This window comes from Streptomyces sp. NPDC002206, from assembly GCF_053593595.1.
Window position 1 is genome coordinate 169,486 of sequence record NZ_JBSFCW010000008.1, and the last position, 22,073, is coordinate 191,558.

Sequence of the window (22,073 nt, forward strand, 5' to 3'; positions counted from 1 at the left end):
AGGCACGGAGTGATGTGTGCCGGGCCCGAACCCTACGGTTCGGACCCGGCACGCGCGCAGTCCCTCCGGTCAGTACGTCAGCCCGTAGCCGACCGGGTACAGCACCTGCGTCGGGTCGCCCGCCCGCTGCACCGGGACCGGCAGCCTGCCCTGCGGTTCGGCGCGGCCCGCGATCACCCGGGCGGCCGCCCGCAGTTCGACATCCGTCCAGGAGTAGGCGGCCAGGCTTGCCGCGTGGGCGGGCAGCTGGGCGATGTCGTACGGGTTCCGGATCGCGAGCGTGATCACCGGGACGCCGGTCGCCACGAGGGCGCCGACCAGGGTGCGCTGCGAGCTGGTCGCCGAGACGTTGTACGTCCCCACGATCACCGCGTCCTTGCCCTGCGCGGCCGCCACCGCCTCGGCGATCTTCGCCTGGGTGGGTGCGGTGCCGGTGGACAGGGCGGTTGCCGCGTAACCCAGTTCGCCGAAGGCGGTGGCGAGGGTGGTGGTCGGCGGCCCGGTGGTGCCGGACGGGGAGGCCGGATCGGCGCCGACCACCAGAAGGTTCTTGTGGGAGCGGCGGGACAGCGGCAGCACCGCACCGTCGTTGGTGAGCAGGGTGGTGGTGTGCTCGGCGATCCGGTCGGCGGCGGAGAGGTGCGCCGGGGTGCCGACGGCACGGTCCACGCCCCGGTGGGTGACGAACGGGTCGTCGAACAGCCCCAGCTTCGTCTTCAGTCGCAGGATGCGCAGGATCGATTCCTCGATCCTGGCCTCACTGATCTCGCCGCTCTTCACGGCCGCGAGGAGCGCGTTCCAGGAGACATCGAGATTCGGCGGGTTCAGCAGCTGGTCCACGCCCGCCTGCAGGGCCAGGACGGGCACGCGCTCGTCGCCGTACTTCGTCCGCACGCCCTCCATGCCGAGCGAGTCCGTGACCACGACACCGTCGTAACCGAGCTCCTCGCGCAGGATGCCGGTGAGGATCGGCCGGGACAGCGTGGCCGGGTCCTCGGCCGGGTCGAGAGCGGGGACGACGATGTGCGCGGTCATGATCGCGTCGATGCCGGCGGCGATCGCGGCCCGGAACGGCGGGGAGTCCAGCTCGGCCCACTGCTCGCGGGTGTGGTGGATGTACGGCAGGCCGGTGTGGCTGTCGGTGTTCGTGTCGCCGTGGCCGGGGAAGTGTTTGGCCGTCGAGGCGATCCCGGCGACCTGATACCCCTTCACCTGGGCGGCGACCATCGCGGCCACGGCCTGCGGATCGGCGCCGAAGGAGCGTACGCCGATGACCGGGTTGGCCGGGTTGACGTTGACATCGGCGTCCGGGGCGTAGTTCTGGTTGATGCCGATCGCCGCCAGCTCGGTGCCTGCGATCTTCCCGGCCCGGCGGGCGTCGGAGGACGAACCGCCCGCACCCAGCGCCATCGCGCCCGGCATCAGCGTGGCGGGCTCGCCGACGCGGCAGACGATGCCGTGCTCCTGGTCGGTGGAGATGAGAAGCGGCAGGGGAGTGGGACCGGCGAGACCGGCGCGCTGGATGCCGTTGGAGAGGTCGGCGATCTGGTGCGGGTCACGGGTGTTGTGCGCCCAGGCGAAGTAGATGATGCCGCCGACGTGGTACTTGGCGATCAACTCGGCGGCGGTACGGACCCCGATCTCGGCCAGGTTGGCGTCGATGTCGGCCTGGTCGGGTTCGGTGGCGGAGTGCCCGTACACCCGCATCACGAAGAGCTGACCGACCTTCTCCTCCAGGCTCATCCGGGAGATGAGCTGCTTGAGGCGCTCGGTGGTGGAGGCGGAGGAGGAAGCGGAGGCGGCGGCGGCTCCGGGGGCGGAGACCGCGCCGGTCGCGGCCGCTGCGACAGTCGCGGCGGTGGCGGTGAGGAGGGTGCGTCTGGAGGTGCGGTGGTGCACGTGAGCTCCTTCGGCCGTTCTCGGTGACGAGGGGGTGGTGAAAGAAACTTCCAATGGTCACGGATATCCAGAAAGTAACTACCGGTCAAGAGGACAGCCCGAACTGGGCCCATCCGGCGAACGAGGACAGGCGCGGGCGCATCCCGCGCACCCCTTTTCCTCGCGCCCCCGTCCCTTGCGCCCCTTTCCCCCGCACAGGCCTCACCCCTGCACCAGCCCCACCCTCGCTCCCCGCCCCTGAAGGGCCGTCACCGCCGCCGTGATCGCCGGCCGCCGAGCTGCCTCCGTCCGCCACACCGCGTACAGCCGCCGCACCGGCACGGGATCGAGCCGCACCGCCACCACCCCGGCCGGCAGCGGCCCGCGCCCCAGCCGCGGGATCATCGCGACGCCGAGACCGGCGGCGAGCAGCGCCAACTGGGTGTGGTTCTCCTCCGCCTGGTGCCGGATGTCCGGCTCGTAACCCGCCGCCCGCAGCGTCCGTACGAGCCAGTCGTGGCAGACCGTCCCCGGCGGCTGGCAGATCCACCGCTCCTTCGCCAGCTCCTCGCGCCGCACCGCGTCCCGCCCGGCGAGCCGGTGGCCCTCGGGCACCAGCAGATCGCACCGGTCGTCGCCGATCACCGCCTGCGCCACGCCCTCCGGGGCAGGCAGCGGGGCGATGTCCCAGTCGTGCGCGACCGCCAGGTCGATCACGCCCTTGGCCACCAGATCGACGGACAGATGCGGATCGACCTCGGTCAGCCGGACGTCCAGAGCCGGGTGGTCCCGCTCCAGCTCGGTCAGCACAGCGGGCAGCAGACCGCGCGCCGCGGAGGCGAAGGCGCCGATCGACAGCCGCCCGGTGGGTAGTCCCCGACGCTCCTCCAGCGTCGTCTCGGCACGCTCCACGATCGCCAGCAACTGCTGGGCGGTGGCGGCGAGATGGAGTGCCTCCTCGGTGAGCGCGACACCGCGACCGCGCCGTTCCAGCAGCGTGGTGCGGGTCTCCCGCTCCAGCTTGGTGATCTGCTGGGAGACCGCCGACGGGGTGTAGCCGAGAGCTGCCGCGGCGCCCGCGACGGAGCCGTGGACGGAGATGGCGTGCAGGGCGCGCAGTCGGGACAGATCGAGCACCGGAACCTCCCGGACCTTGCCGATTCATTAGCGATGCTCAATTCCACCATGAAGAAATCCGCGCTGGTGCTACATGGTCCGGGCAGGTGATCCTCGGTCCATGCGTCCCCTTCACATAGCCCTGGCCGCCATGGTGGCTGCCGTCTGGGGTGTCAATTTCGTCGTCATCGAGGTCGGTCTCGGCCACTTCCCGCCGTTGCTCTTCTCCGCCCTGCGCTTCCTGGTCGCAGCCCTGCCCGCGGTGTTCTTCGTCGGACGCCCCAAGGTCGCCGGGAAGTGGATCGTGGGTGTCGGACTCGTCCTCGGAGTGGCGAAGTTCGGGCTGCTCTTCATCGGCATGGACCGGGGGATGCCCGCCGGGCTCTCCTCCCTGGTGCTACAGGTCCAGGCGGTCTTCACGGCCCTGTTCGCGGCGCTGGCGCTCGGCGAGCGACCGGGCAGGGTCAGGGTGCTGGGGATTGCGGTGGCCCTCGCGGGCATCGGGGTGGCGGCGGTCGACGAGGGCGCGAGCGGCCCCGTGCTCGCCTTCGGCCTGGTGATCGCGGCGGCGGCCTGCTGGGGCGTGTCCAACGTCCTGACCCGCAAGGCCGCCCCGCCGGACTCCCTCAACTTCATGGTGTGGGTCTCGACCGTGCCTGTACTGCCGCTGTTCGGCCTCTCCCTCCTCTTCGAAGGCTGGGACCGCGACGCCGACGCCCTCGCCGCGCTGGACTGGAGCGGCGTCGGCATCATCGTGTACGTCGCCTGGATCACGACGGTCTTCGGCTTCGGGGCGTGGGGCTTCCTGCTGCGTCACTACCCGGCGTCGTCCGTGGCACCGTTCACCCTGCTCGTGCCGGTCTTCGGGATGTCATCGGCGGCGCTGCTGCTCGACGAGTCGGTGAGCCCACTGCGGTGGTGCGCGGCGGCGCTGCTGGTGGGCGGGGTGGCGCTGACATCTCTGGCGGGGACGCGCCGGCCGCGTTCTGCGACGACGGAGACCGCGGAACCACAGCCGGCGGGTGCCTGACCCCGGGCACCTACTCCTTCGGCGCGCCGAGCCGCAGCAGATGGTCGCGTCCCGCGCTCAGCAGCCCGGGCAGGTCGGCCGCGCCCGGGTGCCAGCGCTTCTCGTACTCCCAGCAGACCCAGCTGTCCGGGTCCAGGGTGTCCAGGCATGCCCGGAGCGGCAGCACCCCGGCGCCGAGGGGCAGCGGAGTGACATCGTCCGCCGACGCGATGTCCTTCACCTGTACGTATCCCAGGTGCGGGGCGAGAACCGCATGGCTCGCGACCGGCTCCTCGCCGGCCAGCCAGGTGTGCATGATGTCCCACAGCGCACCGACCTGCCGGTGCCCGACCGTCCCCACGACACGGGCCACGGCGGCCCCGGCCCGGTGCGAGTCATGGGTCTCCAGGAGGATCCGTACGCCCAGATCGGCGGCGTACGGAGCGGCGGCGCCCAGCCGACGGGCGGCGTTCGCATCGGCCGTGTCCGGGTCCAGTCCGTCACCCCCGGGGAAGACCCGGACATTCGACGCGCCGAGGTCCCGTGCCAGCTCCATCAGGCCGGCGAGCTCGTCCAGCACCGGCTGGTCGTCCCCCTCGGCGGCGACCCGGACGTATCCGGCGACGGTCAGGATCTCGACGCCGCTCCGCTTGAACTCATCGGCCACATCGGCGCGTTCGGCCGAGGTGAGCCCCGGGTGCACCGGCTCCTCGGGGTGGGCGCGCAGCTCCACCCCCTGATAGCCGTGCTCGACGGCGAGCCGGATGACGTCGGCGACCGGCATCCCCGGCACTCCGAGGGTCGAGAAAGCGAGCTTCACGTGCGTTTTCCTTCCGTCGGTACAGGCCCCTGCGCCGTACGGACCGGACAGCGGCCCGCACATCATCGGCCCACGGCACGAGTACGCGTACCCCCGACCCGGCGGCGGAACCGCCCGGGTCACTTCCGCGGCGGCGCCGTCGACCCCCGGACCATCAGCTCCGCCGCGATCGTCGCGATGCCCCCCGGCGGCGGTGTCTCCTTGCCCATCGCCAGCCGGCCCGCCCGTGCCCCCGCCTCGAACAGCGGCAGCCGTACGGTCGTCAGGGCCGGGACCGCGTCCACCGAGAACGGCAGGTCGTCGAAGCCTGCCACGGAGATGTCCTCGGGGATGCGGAAGCCGCGGTCCCGGATCGCCGCGCTCGCGCCCAGGGCCACCGTGTCGTTGGCGGCGACGATCGCCGTCATCTCCGGTTCACGGCGCAGGAGTTCGAGCGTCGCGTCGTAACCGGACCGGCGGTCGTACGGGCCGTGCACGGTGAGGCGCTCCTCGTCGCCGCCCAGCCCGGCATCCTGCATCGCCTCGCGGTGACCTTCCAGCCGGTGACGGGTCGTCGTCCGCTCGAGAGGGCCCGCGACATAGCCGATCCGCCGGTGGCCGAGCGAGAGCAGATGCTCGGTGAGGCGCCGGCCACCGCCCCGGTTGTCGAAGGCGAGCGCCGCCACGATCGCCTCGCCCTCCGGCAGCGGGGGCCGCCCGCACAGCACCACCCGGGTCCCCGCGTCCGCGAGTTTCGCCAGCTTCGCGTTCATCGCGGCCTGGTGCGCCGGGTCCTCCACGGCGCCGCCGGTGAGGATGACGGCTGCGGCGCGCTGGCGCTGGAGCAGGGTGAGGTAGGTGAGTTCGCGTTCGGGGGAGCCGCCGGTGTTGCAGACGACGGCGAGCTTCTCGCCCCCGGCCCGCCCGGAGCCGTCGCCCGGCCCGCCGATCTCGGTCTGCGCCGCCCCGGCCATGATTCCGAAGAACGGGTCGGCGATGTCGTTGACCAGGATGCCGACCAGGTCGGACGTGGCGGCGGCGAGCGAGCTGGCCGGTCCGTTCAGTACGTAGTCGAGGTCGTCCACCGCGCGCAGCACCCGCTCCCGGGTGGACGCCGCGACCGGGTAGTTGCCGTTGAGCACGCGGGAAACGGTGGCGGGCGACACCCGGGCGCGAGCCGCCACATCCGCCAGGGTGACTGTCATCGCTTCCTCCGAGGGTTTTGGACCGGGCCCTTGTCCGGGCCGCTGTCGGCAGGCTAGCGTCATACCGCATAGAAAGCGCTTGCTACGGCTGTATGGAGGAACTTCGTGACACGCAGGACAGTGCGCATCGCCATGAACGGCGTCACGGGGCGCATGGGATACCGGCAGCACCTGGTGCGTTCGATCCTCGCGATCCGCGAGCAGGGCGGCCTCGACCTCGGCGACGGCGACGTGCTGTGGCCCGAACCCGTCCTCGTCGGCCGCCGCGCCCACGCGCTGGAGGAGCTCGCCGACCGGCACGGTCTGACCGAGTGGTCGACCGACCTCGACGCGGTCCTCGCTGACGAGTCGATCGAGATCTACTTCGACGCCCAGGTCACCTCGGCCCGCGTCGACGCGATCAAGAAGGCGATCGCCGCGGGCAAGCACATCTACACCGAGAAGCCCACCGCCACGGACGTCGAGGGCGCCCTGGAGCTGGCCCGCCTCGCCCGCGACGCCGGGACAAAGCACGGTGTCGTCCAGGACAAGATCTTCCTGCCGGGTCTGCTGAAGCTGAAGCGCCTCATCAACGGCGGCTTCTTCGGCGAGATCCTCTCCGTGCGCGGCGAGTTCGGCTACTGGGTCTTCGAGGGCGACTGGCAGGAGGCCCAGCGCCCGTCCTGGAACTACCGGGCCGAGGACGGCGGCGGCATCGTCGTCGACATGTTCCCGCACTGGGAGTACGTGCTCCACGAGCTGTTCGGCCAGGTCAAGACCGTCCAGGCGCACGTCCGGACGCACATCCCGCAGCGCTGGGACGAGCGGGGGAAGCCGTACGCCGCCACCGCCGACGACGCCGCCTACGGCATCTTCCAGCTGGCGAGCGGCGCCGTCGCCCAGATCAACTCCTCCTGGGCCGTGCGCGTCAACCGGGACGAGCTCGTCGAGTTCCAGGTCGACGGAACCCACGGCTCCGCCGTCGCCGGGCTCCGCAACTGCCGCGTCCAGCACCGCTCGGCCACCCCCAAGCCGGTCTGGAACCCCGACCTTCCGGTCACCGAGCCGTTCCGCGACCAGTGGCAGGAAGTCCCCGACAACGCCGTCTTCGACAGCGGCTTCAAGGCCCAGTGGGAGCTCTTCCTGCGCCACATCGTGCTCGACGAGCCGTACACCTGGGACCTGATGGCCGGCGCCCGCGGCGTGCAGCTCGCCGAGCTCGGGCTCAAGTCCTCCGCCGAGGGCCGGCGCCTCGACGTACCGGAGCTGACGCTGTGACGATCCACCTCCCGCACGGCCCGTACGAACCCCGCACCACCCCGCTCGACCTCGCCCCGGGCGGGTCACCGCTCGCCTCCCGTACGGTCTTCTCCGCCGCGCATGTCGTCGCCGACCCGTACGCCGACGTCAGCCCCGACGGCCCCGCCGCCGTCGACTGGGACGCCACCCTCGCCTTCCGTCGCCACCTCTGGTCGCACGGCCTCGGCGTTGCCGAAGCCATGGACACCGCCCAGCGCGGCATGGGCCTGGACTGGGTGGGCGCCGCCGAACTGATCCGCCGCTCCGCCGCCGAGGCGAAGGCGGTCGGCGGCCGGATCGCCTGCGGCGTCGGCACCGACCAGCTCCCCGCCGGCCCGGCCACGCTCGCCGAGGTGAAGGCCGCGTACGAGGAACAGCTCGCCCTGGTGGAGGAGGGCGGCGCCCAGGCCATCCTGATGGCGTCCCGCGCCCTCGCCGCCGCGGCGAACGGCCCCGAGGACTACCTGGAAACGTACGCACACCTGCTGCGCCAGGCCTCGGAGCCGGTCGTCCTGCACTGGCTCGGCCCGATGTTCGACCCGGCTCTGGAGGGCTACTGGGGTTCGACGGATCTCGACGCCGCCACCGACACGTTGCTGAAGGTCATCGCGGAACACCCGGACAAGGTCGACGGCATCAAGATCTCGCTCCTCGACGCCGAGCGCGAGATCGACGTACGCCGCCGCCTTCCCAGCGGGGTGCGCTGCTACACCGGCGACGACTTCAACTACCCCGAGCTGATCGCGGGCGACGACCGCGGCTTCAGCCACGCGCTGCTCGGCATCTTCGACCCGCTCGGTCCGCTGGCCGCCCACGCGGTGCGCGTCCTGGACACCGGGGACGTCCAGGGCTTCCGTGAACTCCTCGACCCGACGGTCGAGTTGTCCCGGCACCTGTTCCGGACGCCCACCAGGTTCTACAAGACGGGCGTGGTCTTCCTCGCCTGGCTGGCCGGCCACCAGGACCACTTCACGATGGTCGGAGGCCTCCAGTCCGCCCGCTCGCTGCCGCACCTGGCGAAGGCATACGAACTCGCCGACCGGCTGGGCCTGTTCCCCGACCCGGAGCTGGCCGCATCCCGGATGCGCGCCCTGCTCACGGTCAACGGAGGTGTCCGGTGACGGACCTGTCGCGTCTGAGCATCAACCAGGAGACCATCAAGCAGTGGTCGCTGCCCGAGCTCACCGAGGGCTGCGTCAAGGCGGGCATCGACAAGGTCGGCCTGTGGCGGGCCCCTGTCCAGGAGTACGGAGTCGAGCGCACCGCCCAACTCCTTGCCGACGCCGGGATCTCCGTCACCAGCCTCTGCCGGGGCGGCTTCTTCACCGCACTCGACCCGGCCGAACGGGCCCGCGCCCTGGACGACAACCGCGCCGCGATCGACGAGGCGGCGGCCCTGTCCACCGACACCCTGGTCCTGGTCTCCGGCGGCCTCCCGGCGGGCAGCCGCGACCTCCACGGCGCCCGCGAACGCATCGCGGAAGCGCTCGCCGAGCTGGGTCCGTACGCGCAGGAGCAAGGCGTCCGTCTGGCGATCGAACCGCTGCACCCGATGTTCGCCTCGGACCGTTGCGTCGTCTCCACCCTGTCCCAGGCCCTGGACATCGCCGAGCGCTTCCCGGCGGAGCAGGTCGGCGTGGTCGTCGACACGTACCACATCTGGTGGGACGACCAGGCGGCCGCACAGATCGCCCGGGCCGGTGCGGGCGGCCGTATCCACTCGTTCCAGCTGGCGGACTGGATCACCCCGCTCCCGGCGGGCGTACTGGTCGGACGGGGCCAACTCGGCGACGGAAGCGTCGACTTCCGCGCATTCCGCGAGATGGTCGAGGCCACCGGCTTCACCGGTCCGATCGAGGTGGAGATCTTCAACGAGGGTCTGTGGGCGCGGGACGGCGCCGAAGTTCTCGCGGAGGTCGCGGCCCGGTACGTCGAGCACGCCTGCTGAGAGCGGGTGCGAGGCAACCGGGCAAAGAGATCGCAAAGGCGTGCAACCCTTTGGTGGCCTGTCGGGTCGTATCTTGCGTCGGGCGCTTCCGGGAGGGATCCGGGGGGATCGGGAAGCCCTGATGAGGGTGGGGGAAAGCGAGAGGGGCCCGGTCTTCGACCGGGCCCCATTTCGCCTTACCGGGCCTGTTTCGTTCGTCTCCTGCAACCGGCCGACCTGGACCGAGCCGGTTCGGTAGCCGTCGAGACCGGCTTCGGCGCCGACTGATCAGTAGGCCGAGTTGACGTTGTCTATCGAGCCGTAGCGGTGGGCCGCGTAGTTGCAGGCGGCGGTGATGTTGGCGACCGGGTCGTAGATGTTCCACGAGGTGCCGGAGACGTGGTACGCCTTGAAGGTCGGGTCGATGACCTGGAGCAGGCCCTTGGACGGGATGCCCTTGGCGGCGTTGGAGTCCCAGTTGTTGATGGCGTTCGGGTTGCCGCTCGACTCGCGCATCAGGTTGCGGTAGATGCCGTTGTACGAGCCCGGGATGCCCTTGGCGCGCATGATCTCCAGCGACTGGTTGATCCAGGTGCTGACGCTGCCGGTGGACTGGGTGGGGGTGGCGGCCGAGGCGGCCGGAGCGCCGGCGACGGTGCAGGCCGCGATCGCGGTACCGGCGGTGACCATGCCCAGCGTGATCTTCTTGATCTGGGTCATGTGAGCGAACTTCTTGGACATCGCGGAGATCTGCATCGGAATTACCTCTCCCGTGGGGATGCCAAGAATTGTTAAGCGATTTCAAACTTCCGGTCAATGACCCTCCTTACTATCGGAATACGTACAGGGATCGGGCAACAGTGGACAAAATTGCCGCAAACAGGCCATGGATCGGGCTCTTTGTCCTACTAAGTCGCATCATGGTGACGCGCGTCATATCGCTCACGTCACACGACAGAAGTGTCAAATCGACCTAAAACGGACATTGATATATCGCCCCTGAACCACACAAAGAAACCCCGCTATTCGCCCCGTGTAATGAATGGAAACGGGGCGTAATGAAAGTCGGTCGGCCTATTCGGAGTGACCGGGGGAGCGCGCGGCGGGACGCAGGGGCGCGCGACTGGCGGCGCGGGGAGGGGCCCGAAGTCGGTGACTGCGTGTGTGGAGTGTCGGTGGCGCCCGATACCGTCGGCTCATGTCCAACATGGCCGTCCTCGAAGGGGTCCTGGAGCGGATCACCTATGCCAACGAGGAGAACGGGTACACGGTCGCCCGCGTCGACACGGGTCGGGGCGGCGGTGATCTCCTCACGGTGGTCGGCTCGCTGCTCGGCGCGCAGGTCGGGGAGTCACTGCGGATGGAGGGGCGCTGGGGTTCGCACTCCCAGTACGGCAAGCAGTTCACGGTGGAGAACTACACGACCGTGCTGCCCGCCACGATCCAGGGCATCCGCCGCTATCTCGGCTCAGGACTGATCAAGGGCATCGGTCCGGTGATGGCCGACCGGATCACCACCCACTTCGGCGTCGACACGCTCGACATCATCGAGCAGCAGCCGAAGCGGCTCGTCGAGGTCCCCGGGCTCGGGCCGAAGCGGACGAAGATGATCGCCGCCGCCTGGGAGGAACAGAAGGCGATCAAGGAGGTCATGGTCTTCCTCCAGGGGGTCGGTGTCTCGACGTCCATCGCCGTCCGTATCTACAAGAAGTACGAGGACGCGTCGATCTCCGTCGTCAAGAACCAGCCCTACCGGCTGGCCGCAGACGTCTGGGGCATCGGCTTCCTCACCGCCGACAAGATCGCGCAGGCGGTCGGTATCCCGCACGACAGCCCGGAGCGGGTCAAGGCCGGTCTGCAGTACGCGCTGTCGCAATCCACCGACCAGGGCCACTGTTTCCTCCCGGAGGAGCGGCTGATCGCCGACGCGGTCAAGCTGCTCCAGGTCGACACGGGGCTGGTCATCGAGTGCCTCGCCGAACTGGCCGAGGATCCGGAGGGGGTTGTACGGGAGAAGGTGCCGTCGCCCGAGGGCGGCGAGCCGATCACCGCCATCTACCTCGTCCCGTTTCACCGTGCCGAGGTCGCCCTCGCCGCCCAGGTGCAGCGGCTGCTGCGGACGCCCGAGGACCGGATGCCCGCCTTCCAGGACGTGGACTGGGGCAAGGCGCTGACGTGGCTGGCGGGCCGTACCGGGGCGACGCTCGCCCCCGAGCAGGAGGCCGCCGTCAGGCTCGCGCTCAGCCGGAAGGTGGCCGTGCTGACCGGCGGACCCGGCTGCGGGAAGTCGTTCACCGTTCGCTCCATCGTCGAGCTGGCCCGTGCCAAACGCGCAAAGGTGGTTCTGGCCGCGCCGACCGGGCGGGCGGCGAAACGGCTGTCCGAGCTGACCGGGGCCGAGGCGTCCACCGTGCACCGGCTGCTGGAGCTCAAGCCGGGCGGGGACGCGGCGTACGACCGGGACCGTCCGCTGGACGCCGATCTGGTCGTCGTCGACGAGGCGTCGATGCTCGATCTGCTGCTGGCCAACAAGCTTCTGAAGGCCGTGGCACCCGGTGCCCATCTGCTGCTCGTCGGGGACGTCGACCAGCTGCCGTCGGTCGGCGCGGGTGAGGTGCTGCGCGATCTGCTCGCCGAGGGCGGCCCCGTCCCGGCGGTCCGGCTGACGACGATCTTCCGCCAGGCCCAGAAGTCCGGCGTCGTCACCAACGCGCACCGGATCAACTCCGGAGTGCCGCCCCTCACTCAGGGTCTCGATGACTTCTTCCTCTTCGTCGAGGACGAGACGGAGGAGGCCGGTGTGCTCGCGGTGGACGTCGCGGCCCGCCGTATCCCGGCCAGATTCGGCCTCGATCCCAGGCGTGACGTGCAGGTCCTCGCCCCCATGCACCGCGGCCCGGCCGGTGCCGGCCACCTCAACGGCCTGCTGCAACAGGTCATCACCCCGGGCCGCCCCGACCTGCCCGAGAAGCGGTTCGGCGGCCGGGTCTTCCGCGTAGGCGACAAGGTGACCCAGATCAGAAACAACTACGACAAGGGGGAGAACGGCGTCTTCAACGGCACGGTCGGGGTCGTCAGTTCGCTCGACCTGGACGAGCAGAAACTGACGGTCCTCACGGACGAGGACGAGGAGATCCCGTACGACTTCGACGAGCTGGACGAGCTGGCCCACGCGTACGCCATGACGATCCACCGTTCCCAGGGCAGCGAATACCCGGCCGTCGTCGTCCCCGTCACCAAGAGCGCCTGGATGATGCTCCAGCGAAACCTGCTGTACACGGCCGTGACGAGGGCCAAGAAGCTCGTCGTGCTGGTCGGCTCACGGCAGGCGATCGGCCAGGCGGTCCGGACAGTTTCCGCAGGCAGACGCTGTACGGCGTTGGATTACCGGCTGCGCGGAGGGTCCGGCGGAGGATCCCCGGAAAAATGATCGATCAAATCGGTGGGAAACATCACGGAGGCCTTCCGGAACCGGAGTCAAGGGGGCAGGATGAGTAAGTTCGCGGCACTGAGTGCCGTGAGTAGGTCCAATGGACGACCCCGAGTGCACTCTCCTGAGCCAAATGGGGGAGGGTGGAGACAGTCAGGGAACCTCGAAGAAGAGGCACTACGTCGGTGAGGGATGACGTGAGCGACAACTCTGTAGTACTGCGGTACGGCGATGACGAGTACACCTACCCGGTGATCGACAGCACCGTCGGCGACAAGGGCTTCGACATCGGGAAGCTCCGTGCAAATACCGGCCTGGTGACGCTGGACAGCGGATACGGCAACACCGCCGCATATAAATCCGCCATCACCTACCTCGACGGTGAGCAGGGCATCCTGCGGTACCGCGGCTATCCCATCGAGCAGCTCGCCGAGCACTCGTCGTTCCTCGAGGTCGCGTACACGCTCATCAACGGTGAGCTTCCCAAGGTCGACGAGCTGTCGACCTTCAAGAACGAGATCACCCAGCACACGCTGCTGCACGAGGACGTCAAGCGGTTCTTCGACGGCTTCCCGCGCGACGCCCACCCGATGGCCATGCTGTCCTCGGTCGTCAGCGCGCTGTCCACGTTCTACCAGGACAGCCACAACCCGTTCGACGAGGAGCAGCGTCACCTCTCGACGATCCGTCTGCTGGCCAAGCTGCCGACGATCGCCGCGTACGCGTACAAGAAGTCGATCGGGCACCCCTTCGTCTACCCGCGTAACGACCTCGGGTACGTCGAGAACTTCCTGCGCATGACCTTCTCGGTCCCGGCCCAGGAGTACGAGCTGGACCCGGTCGTCGTCTCCGCGCTCGACAAGCTGCTCATTCTGCACGCGGACCACGAGCAGAACTGTTCGACCTCCACCGTGCGCCTGGTCGGCTCCTCGCAGGCGAACATGTTCGCCTCGATCTCCGCCGGTATCTCGGCGCTGTGGGGCCCGCTGCACGGTGGCGCCAACCAGTCGGTGCTGGAGATGCTCGAGGGCATCCAGGCCAACGGCGGCGATGTCGACTCCTTCATCCGCAAGGTGAAGAACAAGGAGGACGGTGTCCGGCTGATGGGCTTCGGCCACCGCGTCTACAAGTCCTTCGACCCGCGCGCCAAGATTATTAAGGCCGCGGCCCACGACGTGCTGTCCGCGCTCGGCAAGTCCGACGAGCTGCTCGACATCGCGCTCAAGCTGGAGGAGCACGCGCTCTCCGACGAGTACTTCGTCTCGCGCAACCTCTACCCCAACGTGGACTTCTACACCGGTCTGATCTACCGGGCCATGGGCTTCCCGACCGAGATGTTCACCGTGCTCTTCGCGCTCGGCCGGCTCCCCGGCTGGATCGCCCAGTGGCACGAGATGATCAAGGAGCCGGGTTCTCGCATCGGCCGCCCGCGCCAGATCTACACCGGTGAGGTCCTGCGCGACTTCGTCCCGGTCGAGGGTCGCTGAGCTCTGTAGCACCCCCAGTACCACCCCGGCCTCGGCGCCGGCTGCCTTCGCCCCGCGTACCGCGCTTCGCACAGAGCGCGGTGTCCGGGGCGATTTGCTTGCCCCGGACCGGAATCGCGAGCCCTGTCCCGGGCTCTGTGTGGTCCGGCGAGCACCGTGCAGAGTGCGAGAAGCGCCCCGCCATCGATCCCCCCACGGGTCGACAGCGAGGCGCTTCCCATATCCCGGAGCGGATTCCCCCCACGGGATCCGGCCGGGCGTCTGCGGGAGCCGAAGCTCCTGGGTGTTCCTCGTACCACTGCGCTGTACCGCTGTTCCTCATGGCGGTCCGCCGGGGTACGTACGCACGGGAGGGCCGCTCAAAGCTCCCCGGTGCACGTGCCCCGGCCAACGCTTGCCTGAAGCGTCCCCCAAGACGCTTCGCTGGACGTCCCCCAAGACATCCTTGGCATCGCACTCTAAGACTCTCGAACCTGCCGAATGGTTACCCCAAAACCGATGTGATCTAAATCTCTTTGTGGAAATCATGTGAAGGAGCGCAGCCGCAGGCTGTTCGTCACGACGAAGACCGATGAGAACGCCATCGCCGCTCCCGCAATCATAGGGTTGAGCAGGCCAAATGCCGCAAGGGGCAGGGCGAGTACGTTGTAGCCGAAGGCCCAGAAGAGGTTGCCCTTGATGGTGGCCAGCGTCCGCCGGGAGAGCCGGATGGCATCAGCAGCCACCTTCAGATCTCCACGAACGAGGGTGAGGTCGCTCGCCTCGATCGCGGCGTCCGTACCGGTACCCATCGCCAGCCCGAGATCCGCCGTGGCGAGGGCGGCAGCGTCGTTCACGCCGTCGCCGACCATCGCGACCGAGCGTCCCTCGGCCTGCAGCCGCTTGATGACATCGACCTTGTCCTCGGGCAGCACCTCGGCGTAGACCTCGTCGATGGAGACGGTACGGGCCACGGTGTCCGCCACGGCCCGGTTGTCACCGGTCAGCAGCACCGGCCGCAGGCCGAGAGCGCGCAGGTCGGCCACTGCCGCCGCGCTGGATTCCTTGATCGCGTCGGCGACCCCGAGGACGCCGCGCGCCTCACCGTCCCAGGCGACGGCGATGGCCGTACGACCCCGGGCCGCAGCGTCCGCGAGGGCGGCGGACAGCGCCTCGGGGACGCCGATTCCGGCGTCGGTGAGCAGCTTCGGGCGCCCGACGAGGACCTGATGTCCGTCGACGGTGCCGCGCACCCCGAGTCCCGGGACGTTGGCGAAGTCCTGGACGGCGGGAAGGGCGGCCCCGGTCCGCTCGCGGGCGCCGGCGGCGACCGCCTGGGCGATGGGGTGCTCGGAGGCGTGCTCCAGGGCGCCGGCCAGCCGCAGCAACTGCGCCTTGTCCGCCGTGTCCGCCGCGACGTGGACGTCCAGCAGTGTCATCCGGCCGGTCGTGACCGTGCCGGTCTTGTCGAGGACGATCGTGTCGATACGGCGTGTGGTCTCCAGGACCTCGGGCCCCTTGATCAGGATGCCGAGCTGGGCGCCGCGCCCCGTGCCGACCATGAGGGCGGTGGGCGTGGCGAGGCCGAGGGCGCACGGGCAGGCGATGATCAGTACGGCGACGGCGGCGGTGAACGAGGCCGTCACGTCGTCCGTGAGAAGCAGCCAGACGACCAGGGTGACCAGCGCGATCAGCAGGACGACCGGGACGAAGACCGCCGAGATCCGGTCGGCGAGGCGCTGCACCTCGGCCTTCCCGCTCTGGGCGTCCTCGACGAGCCTGGCCATCCGTGCCAGCTGGGTGTCGGCGCCGACCCGGGTGGCACGCACGACGAGACGGCCCGAGACATTGACGGTGGCGCCGGTGACGGCGTCCCCGACGTTCACATCGACCGGGACGGACTCGCCGGTGAGCATGGACGCGTCCACGGCCGAGGCGCCCTCGGTGACGGCGCCGTCGGTTGCGATCTTCTCGCCGGGACGGACGACGAAACGGTCGCCGACGGTCAGCCGGTCGACAGGGATACGCACCTCCGTGCCGCCCTGGAGGACGGAGACGTCCTTGGCGCCGAGATGCATCAGAGCGCGGAGGGCGGAACCGGCCTTCCGCTTGGACTTCGCCTCCAGATAGCGGCCCAGCAGGATGAAGGTGATGACCCCGGCGGCGACCTCCAGATAGATCGTGGAGGAGCCCTCGGCGCGCGAGACGGTGAAGTCGAAACCGTGCCGCATGCCGGTCATGCCGGCGTCGCCGAAGAACAGCGCCCAGAGCGACCAGCCGAAGGCGGCGAGGGTGCCGATCGAGACCAGGGTGTCCATGGTGGCCGCGCCGTGCCGGAGATTGGTCCAGCTGGCGCGGTGGAAGGGCAGGCCGCCCCAGACGACCACGGGGGCGGCGAGAGTGAGGGAGAGCCACTGCCAGTTGTCGAACTGGAAGGCGGGGACCATGGCCAGGAGGACGACGGGGGCGGCGAGGACGGCCGAGACGACGAGGCGCTGACGCAGGGCGGCGAGGGCGTCGGCGGCGCCGGTGTCCACGGCGTCCGCGGTGTCTGTGGGGCGTGCGGGGGGTGTGGCGTCCACCGTGTCCTCGGTGCCTGCGGCTTCGCTGACAGCCTTTTCGGTGGGGTTCGTGTCGTCGACCGGAGCCGTCCGCTCGGTCGCGGGTGGCGGTACGGGCGAGACGGGCGAGGTGGGCGGCGTCGGTGCGGGCCGCTGCAGCGGCTGCGCCGTGTAGCCGGTCCTCTCGACAGTGGCGATCACGTCATCGAGCCGGGTCCCGGCACCGAACTCGACGCGGGCCTTCTCGGTCGCGTAGTTGACGGTGGCGGTGACGCCGTCCATCCGGTTGAGCTTCTTCTCGATGCGGGCCGCGCACGAGGCGCAGGTCATCCCGCCGATCGCGAGCTCGGCCTCCGAACTCGCGGCTGTCGGGGCCTCGGCCTCTGTTGCGCTGTACATGTCCGAACTCCTGAAATGCCGACCGGGCCGTTCCAGCCAGTATGTGCTGGTCGGTCCGGCCCGGTGGTAAAGGGTGGTGCGGGTGGTGCGAATGATGCGGAGTTGCGCGGGTCTGCGCAGGAGTGTTCAGGTGGGCCGGGACGGTATTCAGGCCTGGTCGACGAGCTCGTAACCCGCCTCGTCGACTGCGGCGCGCACGGTGTCCTCGGTCAGCGGTGACTCGGAGACCACGGTCACCTGGCCGGTGGCGGCCACGGCCTTCACCGAGGTGACGCCCTCGATGCCGGAGATCTCCTCGGAGACGGCGCCTTCGCAGTGGCCGCAGGTCATGCCGGTCACCTGGTAGACGGTGGTGACCCCGCCCGTCGTGGCCGCGGCGTCCGCGCCGTCGTGGCAGGAGCCGCTCGGCGAGCAGCAGGAGCCGGTGGCCTGGGTGAGCTGGATCTCGGCGGTCATGGTGTTCTCCTCTTCGACGCGTACGTCTCGGTGTGACGCCAGGGGCTCCCGGGAATGCTGGTGCGCCCCAACACTCATACTTTATACCCCTAGGGGGTATGAATGCCAGGTGGGGTGCGTTTTCGGGCGAGTGTCGTCGGCCATCCGGCGGAATCCGGCGGGCGGCGTCGCCGACCGGCTTCGGTGCGACGGGCGCGCCACAAGATCGACGCGCTGGGCTCCCCGGTCACCTGCGCCGCCTCGGTCCGGAGTCTGCGGTGGCAGGGCCGCCATGTGCAGGTGGGTCTGCTGCCCACGGCGGCCGGTGGCCCCGTCGTCCCCATGTCGCAGGTGACAGGCCGGGAGTTGGAGATCTTCGGCAGCCATGGAATGGCCGCGCACGACTACCCGCCGATGATGGACATGGTGCGGGCCGGCAACCTGCGCCCGGACCTGCTGGTGACCTCCACCATCGTGCTGGACGCGGCCCCGGCGGCGCTCGCCGCGATGGGAACGGCCCCCGGGGCAGGGGTGACGATCATCGAACCGGCGAAGTGGTCGCGGCTGCCAGGGCCCGGCGAAGACGGAGGCCCCGTACGGCGTCGGCGGATTCCGGAGGCCGATCGCCGGACGGGGCCGGAACGGTAACGGAGCGACAAGGGACGAGGTGTCAGTCCCTGCGGCCCCGGTTGCCCGGGCGCGACGCGACCCAGGCGCGGACGGTGTCCGCGTACCAGTAGGGCTTACCGCCCTCCACATGGTCCGGCGCGGGAAGCAGCCCATGTTTGCGGTACGAGCGGACGGTGTCCGGCTGCACCCGGATGTGCGCTGCAATGTCCTTGTAGGACCAGAGCCTTCTGTCCGTCATAAGTGACACCTCTCTGCACCGCAGCGGCAGCCGGGGGGCCGTCGGGGGAGCCGCGGTGCGCACGCCGACGATCACTCGGCCTGTGTTCGGTGAACGACGCCGAGTGAGCGGCGGAGAGGGGCTGTCGAGCGCCTGTGACGGAAGACCCGCGTAACGGAGACATCTGTGACGAGAGGGTGATATCTGTGGCAGAAGGCGTGCATTGGGGTCGAATTCGGCTATGCGTTCCAGAGTGCCGACCAAGTCAGCGATCCGACCAGGCCGCTCGGAATGAGCGGCGGGTGGTCCGCCTGGAAGCGTTGGACAGCTGCGAGCGTCGTCGGTCCGAAGGTGCCGTTGACCTCACTCCACGGCAGATAGCGGCGGTTGGCCAGCAGGCACTGCACCTCCGAGACCCGGTCGCCCTGATCGCCGTAGAAGGTCGGCTCGTTGCCGAAGTAGAACGCGCAGACCGCGCCGGCGCCGGGCGGTGCGAGCGGCGGTGCCGGTTCGTGGTCGGTGGCCGAGGCGGCCGGGGCTGCGACGAGGGCGGCAGCCAGGGCGAGTGCGGCCAGGGCCGAGGCCCCGGCAGTCCTGGGGGTGCGGAACGCTTTTCGGACCACGGTGAGTTGCTCCTTGTTCGGTCGAGGGGTGCGGTGGGGCCGCACCCGCTTCTCGCCGAGAACAACACCGCAATCCGCCCCCACGTCACTTCCCCGGGCGGTTCGGCGTGTCGGGTGCCCGCACCGGGGTGCCGCACGAGCGGAGGAAGTCTCGGGTGCGGCGGGCGATCGGCAGGGGCTTTTCGGGCGGGCACGGATACATGTCCTGCTCGACGATCGCGAACAGGTCGACGTCCAGCCGGCGGGCGGCGTCGAGCACGGGCCCCAGGGCGGGTACGCCGTTCGGTGGTTCGCACATCACCCCGCGCGCCACGGCGGGCCCGAACGGCACCTCGTCCGTCACGACTTGGGCCAGGATCTCCGGGTCGACCTGCTTGAGGTGCAGATAGCCGATCCGCTCGCCGAAGGTCTCGATCAGTTTGACGCTGTCCCCGCCGCAGTAGGCGTAGTGACCGGTGTCGAGACAGAGCGAGACCAGGTCGGGGTCCGTGGCGTCGAGGAACCGGCTGACGTTCTCCTCGCTGTCGACATGGGTGTCCGCATGAGGGTGGACGACGATACGCAGCCCGTACCGGTCCCGCACCTCGCGGCCCAGCCGCTCCGTCTGGGTGGTGAGGTCGCGCCACTGCTCCGAGGTGAGCGTGCGGTCCTCCAGAACCTCACCGGTCTTGTCGTCGCGCCAGAACGACGGGATGACCACCAGGTGTTCGGCGCCCATCGCCCGGGTGAGCGCCGCGATGTCGGCGACATGCGCCCAGGTCCGGTCCCAGACGGCCGGTCCATGGTGCAATCCGGTAAAAACGGTGCCTGCCGAGACGGTGAGACCGCGGCGTCGGGTCTCGTCCGCGAGGCGGGCCGGGTCGGTCGGAAGGTAGCCGTAGGGGCCCAGCTCGATCCACTCGTAACCGGCCTCGGAGACCTCGTCGAGGAAGCGGTGCCACGGCACCTGCTGCGGATCGTCGGGGAACCAGACCCCCCAGGAGTCGGGTGCCGAGCCGATACGGATGCGGGCCGGAGCCGATGCTGAAGAGGTCATATCGCCCACACTCCCGGCCTCGGGAGACGGGTGTCAAGGCTTCGTCCTTATGTCCGGACAAAATGTTGACAGGGTTCCGGAGAGAGGGCTAGACCTGGGGGCAGCCGCTCCGGTCGCCGGTCGAAGGGACGCGTATGCCTGAGATGTACGACGTGATCACCATGGGGCGGATCGGGGTGGATCTCTACCCGCTCCAGACCGGTCTGCCGCTGGCTCAGGTCGACACATTCGGAAAGTTTCTCGGCGGCTCACCGACCAATGTGGCCGTCGCGGCGGCCCGGCTCGGCAGACGGACGGCGGTGGTGACGCGCACCGGCCGGGACGCGTTCGGGGACTATCTCCACCAGCAGCTGCGGGAGTTCGGAGTGGACGACCGGTGGGTGACGTCCGTCGACGCCTATCCGACCCCGGTGACCTTCTGTGAGATCTTCCCGCCGGACGACTTCCCGCTCTACTTCTACCGGCAGCCCAAGGCGCCCGACCTGGAGATCCACGAAGCGGAACTCGACCTCGACGCGATCCGCGCGGCCCGGGTCTTCTGGATGACGGGCACCGGCCTGTGCGCGGAACCGAGCCGCACGGCCACGCTGGTGGCGCTGCGCGCCCGGAGCGAGGCCCGGGAGCGGTCACGCGCCGAGCAGGGGCCCGGCCCCGGACCCCTCACGGTCTTCGACCTGGACTGGCGCCCGATGTTCTGGACCGACGACCCCGGCGCGGACCACCCCGTCCACCCCACCGCCTCCGCCCGCTACCGCGAGGCCCTTGCGCACGCCACCGTCGCTGTCGGCAATCTCGACGAGTGCGAGATCGCCACCGGGGAACGCGAGCCGTACACGGCGGCCCGCGCCCTGCTCGCCGCCGGGGTCGAACTCGCCGTCGTCAAGCAGGGTCCCAAGGGCGTCCTCGCCGTCCACCGCGACGGCACCGTCGCCGACGTCCCGCCCCTGCCCGTCGAGGTCGTCAACGGTCTCGGCGCCGGAGACGCGTTCGGCGGTGCGCTCTGTCACGGACTGCTCGCCGGCTGGGAGACCGAGCGCGTCATGCGGTACGCCAACGCCGCCGGTGCCATCGTCGCGTCCCGGCTCGCCTGTTCGCCGGCCATGCCGTTCCCGTACGAGGTGGAAGAGGCGCTCGTCCGGGGCGCCGTCACCGCCGGTGAACCCGGGGCGGGTTCATGACGCCCGCGGCCTCCTCCGTCTCCGACCTCGTCCGGCTGCGAGTGCGCCACCCCGAGGCCGTCACCGAGGCCGCCGCCCGGCGCCGAAGGCGGCCCCTCGTCGGCGACAGCGGCCGCCTGATGATCATCGCGGCGGACCACCCGGCCCGCGGCTCCTTCGCCGTCGGGGAGCGCGAACTGGCCATGGCCAACCGGTTCGAGCTCCTGGAGCGGCTCTGCCTCGCCCTCTCCCGCCCCGGCGTCGACGGCGTCCTCGCCACCGCCGACATCCTCGACGACCTGCTGCTTCTCGGCGCGTTGGAGAGCAAGGTCGTCGTCGGCTCGATGAACCGCGGCGGACTCGCGGGCGCCTCCTTCGAACTCGACGACCGCTTCACCGGCCACCGGCCCGACGACCTCGCCCGGCTCGGCTTCGACGCGGGCAAGCTGCTGCTCCGTATCGACTACGACGACCCCGGTTCCCTCGACACGATGCATGCCACCGCCCGCGCGATCGACGCCATGGCCGCGCACCGGCTGCCGGTCTTCGTCGAGCCGTTCCTCTGCCGCCGTGTCGACGGCAAGGTCCGCAACGATCTCGGTGCGGCGGCGGTGACCACGTCGATCGCCATCGCCTCGGGGCTGGCCGGCACCTCCGCGTACACCTGGCTCAAGGTCCCCGTCACCGAGAACCCCGACGACATGGCGCGCGTGATGGAGACATCGACGCTGCCTGCCGTGCTGCTGGGCGGCGAGGTGGGCGGCGACCAGGAGGGTGCGTACGAGAAATGGCGCAGGGCGCTCCGACTCCCCACCGTCCAAGGACTGGTGGTCGGGCGGTCGTTGCTCTATCCGGTCGACGGAGATGTGGCCGGAGCTGTCGACACAGCCGTGGCGTTGCTGTAGCG

At 69.9% G+C, this 22,073-nt stretch carries 18 protein-coding genes and 1 pseudogene; 9 read left to right on the forward strand and 10 right to left on the reverse strand.

Going from position 1 to position 22,073, the window contains the following annotated elements; translation table 11 throughout:
- Positions 1-69: 69 nt before the first annotated feature.
- Positions 70-1,899: a glycoside hydrolase family 3 protein gene (locus ACWCP8_RS17835; RefSeq protein WP_352262367.1), complete on the reverse strand. Its 1,830-nt coding sequence runs from the start codon at positions 1,897-1,899 to the stop codon at positions 70-72.
- 201 nt (positions 1,900-2,100) lie between these two features.
- The gene (locus tag ACWCP8_RS17840) at positions 2,101-3,015 is read right to left on the reverse strand and encodes a LysR family transcriptional regulator (protein ID WP_352262365.1); all 915 of its coding nucleotides are present in this window, start codon (positions 3,013-3,015) and stop codon (positions 2,101-2,103) included.
- Positions 3,016-3,115: 100 nt separating this feature from the next.
- On the opposite strand from ACWCP8_RS17840, the gene ACWCP8_RS17845 reads away from it, so the two are divergent.
- Positions 3,116-4,024 (forward strand): EamA family transporter, encoded by a 909-nt coding sequence (locus ACWCP8_RS17845; RefSeq protein WP_451116809.1) that lies wholly within the window; start codon positions 3,116-3,118, stop codon positions 4,022-4,024.
- Positions 4,025-4,034: 10 nt separating this feature from the next.
- On the opposite strand, the gene ACWCP8_RS17850 is transcribed toward ACWCP8_RS17845, so the two are convergent.
- Together ACWCP8_RS17850 and ACWCP8_RS17855 are read right to left on the reverse strand one after the other, a co-directional pair.
- Positions 4,035-4,823: a sugar phosphate isomerase/epimerase family protein gene (locus ACWCP8_RS17850; protein WP_352262361.1), complete on the reverse strand. Its 789-nt coding sequence runs from the start codon at positions 4,821-4,823 to the stop codon at positions 4,035-4,037.
- Positions 4,824-4,942: 119 nt separating this feature from the next.
- A complete protein-coding gene (locus tag ACWCP8_RS17855; protein ID WP_352262359.1) occupies positions 4,943-6,007 on the reverse strand; it encodes a LacI family DNA-binding transcriptional regulator in 1,065 nt (354 codons plus the stop codon).
- Between the two features lie 105 nt (positions 6,008-6,112).
- Here ACWCP8_RS17855 and ACWCP8_RS17860 point away from each other — a divergent pair, with 105 nt between their 5' ends.
- Genes ACWCP8_RS17860 through ACWCP8_RS17870 form a run of 3 tightly spaced genes read left to right on the forward strand, consistent with a single transcriptional unit; the run spans position 6,113 to position 9,233 of the window.
- Entirely contained in the window at positions 6,113-7,264 is a 1,152-nt protein-coding gene (locus ACWCP8_RS17860; protein WP_451116812.1) for a Gfo/Idh/MocA family protein, read from the forward strand.
- A complete protein-coding gene (locus tag ACWCP8_RS17865) occupies positions 7,261-8,406 on the forward strand; it encodes a dihydrodipicolinate synthase family protein (protein ID WP_451116814.1) in 1,146 nt (381 codons plus the stop codon). Before ACWCP8_RS17860 ends, ACWCP8_RS17865 begins: the two co-directional genes overlap by 4 nt.
- On the forward strand, positions 8,403-9,233 hold the full coding sequence (locus tag ACWCP8_RS17870; protein WP_365536454.1) for a sugar phosphate isomerase/epimerase family protein: 831 nt from the start codon (positions 8,403-8,405) through the stop codon (positions 9,231-9,233). The genes ACWCP8_RS17865 and ACWCP8_RS17870 overlap by 4 nt, the downstream gene beginning before the upstream one ends.
- Before the next feature lie 267 nt (positions 9,234-9,500).
- Here ACWCP8_RS17870 and ACWCP8_RS17875 read toward each other — a convergent pair whose 3' ends face one another.
- Entirely contained in the window at positions 9,501-9,968 is a 468-nt protein-coding gene (locus tag ACWCP8_RS17875) for a transglycosylase SLT domain-containing protein (protein ID WP_352262352.1), read from the reverse strand.
- A 442-nt stretch (positions 9,969-10,410) separates the two neighbouring features.
- Between ACWCP8_RS17875 and recD2 the strand changes: the two genes are divergently transcribed.
- Together recD2 and ACWCP8_RS17885 are read left to right on the forward strand one after the other, a co-directional pair.
- Complete coding sequence (gene recD2 / locus ACWCP8_RS17880; RefSeq protein WP_352262350.1) at positions 10,411-12,642, forward strand: SF1B family DNA helicase RecD2; 2,232 nt, start codon at positions 10,411-10,413, stop codon at positions 12,640-12,642.
- 197 nt (positions 12,643-12,839) lie between these two features.
- Positions 12,840-14,129, forward strand: a complete 1,290-nt coding sequence (locus ACWCP8_RS17885) for a citrate synthase (RefSeq protein WP_030935925.1) — start codon at positions 12,840-12,842, stop codon at positions 14,127-14,129.
- 524 nt (positions 14,130-14,653) lie between these two features.
- Here the strand turns inward: ACWCP8_RS17885 and ACWCP8_RS17890 are convergent.
- A complete protein-coding gene (locus tag ACWCP8_RS17890; RefSeq protein WP_451116817.1) occupies positions 14,654-17,068 on the reverse strand; it encodes a heavy metal translocating P-type ATPase in 2,415 nt (804 codons plus the stop codon).
- A gap of 147 nt (positions 17,069-17,215) precedes the next feature.
- Positions 17,216-17,524: a heavy-metal-associated domain-containing protein gene (locus ACWCP8_RS17895; protein WP_451116819.1), complete on the reverse strand. Its 309-nt coding sequence runs from the start codon at positions 17,522-17,524 to the stop codon at positions 17,216-17,218.
- 192 nt (positions 17,525-17,716) lie between these two features.
- On the opposite strand from ACWCP8_RS17895, the pseudogene ACWCP8_RS17900 reads away from it, so the two are divergent.
- Positions 17,717-18,058 (forward strand): annotated as a pseudogene (locus ACWCP8_RS17900) (zinc-binding dehydrogenase); the annotation flags it as partial.
- Between the two features lie 115 nt (positions 18,059-18,173).
- Here ACWCP8_RS17900 and ACWCP8_RS17905 read toward each other — a convergent pair.
- The 3 genes from ACWCP8_RS17905 to ACWCP8_RS17915 all read right to left on the reverse strand — a co-directional run bounded on the left by ACWCP8_RS17905 (position 18,174) and on the right by ACWCP8_RS17915 (position 20,009).
- The gene (locus ACWCP8_RS17905) at positions 18,174-18,371 is read right to left on the reverse strand and encodes a helix-turn-helix transcriptional regulator (RefSeq protein WP_030935124.1); all 198 of its coding nucleotides are present in this window, start codon (positions 18,369-18,371) and stop codon (positions 18,174-18,176) included.
- Between the two features lie 218 nt (positions 18,372-18,589).
- On the reverse strand, positions 18,590-18,973 hold the full coding sequence (locus ACWCP8_RS17910; protein WP_352262345.1) for a peptidoglycan-binding domain-containing protein: 384 nt from the start codon (positions 18,971-18,973) through the stop codon (positions 18,590-18,592).
- An 85-nt stretch (positions 18,974-19,058) separates the two neighbouring features.
- Entirely contained in the window at positions 19,059-20,009 is a 951-nt protein-coding gene (locus ACWCP8_RS17915; protein ID WP_451116821.1) for a sugar phosphate isomerase/epimerase family protein, read from the reverse strand.
- A 134-nt stretch (positions 20,010-20,143) separates the two neighbouring features.
- Here ACWCP8_RS17915 and iolC point away from each other — a divergent pair, with 134 nt between their 5' ends.
- Both iolC and ACWCP8_RS17925 read left to right on the forward strand, forming a co-directional pair.
- Positions 20,144-21,187, forward strand: coding sequence for a 5-dehydro-2-deoxygluconokinase (iolC, locus tag ACWCP8_RS17920; RefSeq protein ID WP_352262341.1), 1,044 nt, complete (start codon positions 20,144-20,146; stop codon positions 21,185-21,187).
- Positions 21,184-22,071 carry a Cgl0159 family (beta/alpha)8-fold protein gene (locus ACWCP8_RS17925; RefSeq protein WP_352262339.1) on the forward strand — a complete coding sequence of 296 codons (888 nt, stop codon included), beginning with the start codon at positions 21,184-21,186 and terminating at the stop codon, positions 22,069-22,071. Before iolC ends, ACWCP8_RS17925 begins: the two co-directional genes overlap by 4 nt.
- Positions 22,072-22,073 lie beyond the last annotated feature (2 nt).